The 2,577-nt window shown below is 58.4% G+C and carries 3 protein-coding genes; all 3 read left to right on the top strand.

Annotation, left to right across the window (positions count from 1 at the left end; all coding sequences use genetic code 11):
- The first annotated feature begins 194 nt into the window (after positions 1 to 194).
- On the top strand, positions 195 to 1,217 hold the full coding sequence (locus tag ACTG3T_RS03630; RefSeq protein WP_439100902.1) for an aminoglycoside phosphotransferase family protein: 1,023 nt from the start codon (positions 195 to 197) through the stop codon (positions 1,215 to 1,217).
- Positions 1,204 to 1,977: an N-acetylmuramate alpha-1-phosphate uridylyltransferase MurU gene (gene murU / locus ACTG3T_RS03625; RefSeq protein ID WP_439100901.1), complete on the top strand. Its 774-nt coding sequence runs from the start codon at positions 1,204 to 1,206 to the stop codon at positions 1,975 to 1,977. Before ACTG3T_RS03630 ends, murU begins: the two co-directional genes overlap by 14 nt.
- A 38-nt stretch (positions 1,978 to 2,015) precedes the next feature.
- The coding region (rpe, locus tag ACTG3T_RS03620; protein ID WP_439100900.1) for a ribulose-phosphate 3-epimerase at positions 2,016 to 2,577 on the top strand (562 nt) is incomplete at its 3' end.

The following is a 2,577-nucleotide window of genomic DNA, read 5'->3' as shown; positions in this document are numbered from 1 at the left end:
AAGAGCGGGCAATTTGGGTGGAAATGCGAGCATCTGCTGCCGCTTTAACGCAATAGACGGCGCATAATAAAGCATCGGCGAACTTCGCGTTAGACGCCGCACACCAGATTGTTAAGCTATGTCTAAAAGACGATAGCGAATCCTGACATCATGAGAATTTTTGTTCCTGCCAAGGGTGGAAGCCCGGGAGACCTTTGAACCGCACTGAACGAACAGAACGGCTGAGACTGTGGTTCGAGTCCTGGGCCGGCAAGCCTCCCCAATTGGAGCCGGTCGCCGGTGACGCCAGTTTCCGCCGCTACTTCCGCGTCGAGGAGGAGGGCAGAACCCTCATCCTCTGCGACGCGCCACCGGAAACCGAGAAAAATCGCGAATTTGTGTCTCTTGCCAAGGGTCTCGCGGCGGCGGGTCTGCGGGTCCCGGCGGTGCTCCGTGCGGATCTAAAGCAGGGTTTTCTGGCGCTTGAGGATCTGGGTGATCAGACCCTGCTGCCGCTGCTCAACACAGAAACGGTGGATGGCTACTACGGTGAAGCGCTGGCGATGCTGGAAGCCCTCGCTGTGGCAGATCCCGGTGATTTTTCGCTGGCGCCCTACGATCGTGCACATCTGTCTCGTGAGATGGACCTGTTCCCCGAGTGGTTTTGCGAAGGATTACTGGGGCTGGATTACGACCCAAATGCCCGGCGGCTGTTTACCGCCCTGGAAACACTGCTTTGCGATCGCGCGCTGGCCCAGACGCAGGTGGTAGTCCACCGCGATTTTCACGCTCGGAACCTGATGCTGCTGGATGACGGCGCCCTGGCGACCATAGATTTTCAGGACGCCGTGGTGGGCCCACTGACCTACGACCCCGTGTCGCTGCTCAAGGACTGTTATCTGCGCTGGCCCGATGATCGGGTGCAAGACTGGGTTCTGAATTATCGAGACCGCCTGGAGTCCCGCGGTACTGTGGTCCCGAATGCCGACGAATTTCTCACGGACTTTCACTTCATGGGTCTGCAGCGCCACATCAAGGTGCTGGGCATTTTTGCCAGGCTATCTCTCCGCGACAGAAAGCCCGCCTATCTCGACGACTTGCCCCGGGTTATAGCCTATGTGCAGGCGGCACTGGCCGACTATCCCGATACCCCCGAGATCGCTGCATTCGCGGCCTGGTTTGATGACCGGGTGATGCCGGCAGCCCGCAGGCAAAGCTGGTTTTATGAGTCGCAGTAACGCTTCGACTTCGGCTCCCGTGAACACCGCGATGCTCCTCGCGGCGGGGAAGGGCGAGCGTATGCGACCGCTGACGCTGAAGACGCCCAAGCCCCTGGTTACCGTGGCGGGCAAGCCACTCGTCGACTATCACATCGAAAAGCTCGTGGCCGCCGGCGTGGACAACATCGTGGTCAATGTTTCCTGGTTGGGACAGCAGATTGAAGATTACTGTGGAGACGGGAGTCGCTGGGGCTGCGCGATCCGCTACAGCCATGAGGAGACACCCCTGGAAACGGCGGGAGGCATCATTCAGGCTCTGCCATTGCTGGGTGAGCAGCCGTTTCTACTGGTCAACGCCGATGTATGGACCGACTTTTCTTTCGAAGCACTCTTGCAGAGCAGCGTGGACAAAACCTCAGCAAAGTTGCTGCTCGTCGATAATCCATTCCACAATCCTGCCGGGGATTTTTGCTTGCGGGGCGATAGTGTGAAACGGCGCCCCGAGGCCCCGTCCAGCGATAGCAGCCCGGAAACTCTGACTTACGCCGGTATAGGTCTGTATGATCCGCAGTTTTTCGACGGTTACGAGCCCGGGAAGCGCGCGTTGCTGCCGCTGCTGGAAGCGGCCATCGCGGAGCATCGGCTGTTTGGCGAGCATTATTCGGGACACTGGACCGATGTGGGGACGCCCGAGCGGCGGACAGCGCTGGAGCGCCACCTCGCTTCGAAGGTGAGTCCAATCCTGGATCCGATAAAACAGGACCCGATTTCGGGTTAACAGTTAAACACTAAGCATCAAAAGAATGAGTCAAAAGCATGAGTAAAAGCGATTACCTGATTGCCCCATCGATACTTTCTGCAGACTTCGCGCGTCTTGGGGAGGAGGTCGATAACGTCCTGGCGGCAGGCGCCGACATCGTACATTTCGACGTTATGGACAATCACTATGTGCCGAATCTCACTATTGGTCCCATGGTCTGCAAAGCCCTGCGCAAGCACGGCGTCACGGCGCCCATCGACGTGCACTTGATGGTGTCGCCGGTGGACCAGCTCATCGGTGACTTTGCGGAAGCCGGCGCAAGCTTCATTACCTTTCATCCCGATGCCTCTACCCACGTCGATCGGTCCCTGCAGATGATCCGTGATGCGGGCTGTAAAGCGGGTCTTGTGTTGAATCCCCACGTTGGCCTTGATGACCTGACCTATGTCATGGACAAGCTGGACATGATCCTCCTGATGTCGGTGAATCCGGGTTTTGGAGGCCAGTCATTCATACCCTCCACCCTCACAAAGCTTCGTGAGGCGCGGGCGTTGATCGACGCCTCGGGCCGGGATATCCGCCTGGAGGTAGATGGCGGCGTAACACCCGCCAACATCG

Origin of the sequence: Congregibacter sp., from assembly GCF_965660375.1 — a bacterium.
Classification (GTDB): domain Bacteria; phylum Pseudomonadota; class Gammaproteobacteria; order Pseudomonadales; family Halieaceae; genus Congregibacter.
The sequence above is the reverse complement of the archived record's forward strand: the minus strand, read 5'-3'. Positions and strand labels throughout refer to the sequence as shown.

What these genes read in the sequence shown, in the direction of transcription:
- murU (WP_439100901.1), top strand. Translation starts at nt 1,204, where the DNA reads ATGAGTCGCAGTAACGCTTCGACTTCGGCTCCCGTGAACACCGCGATG.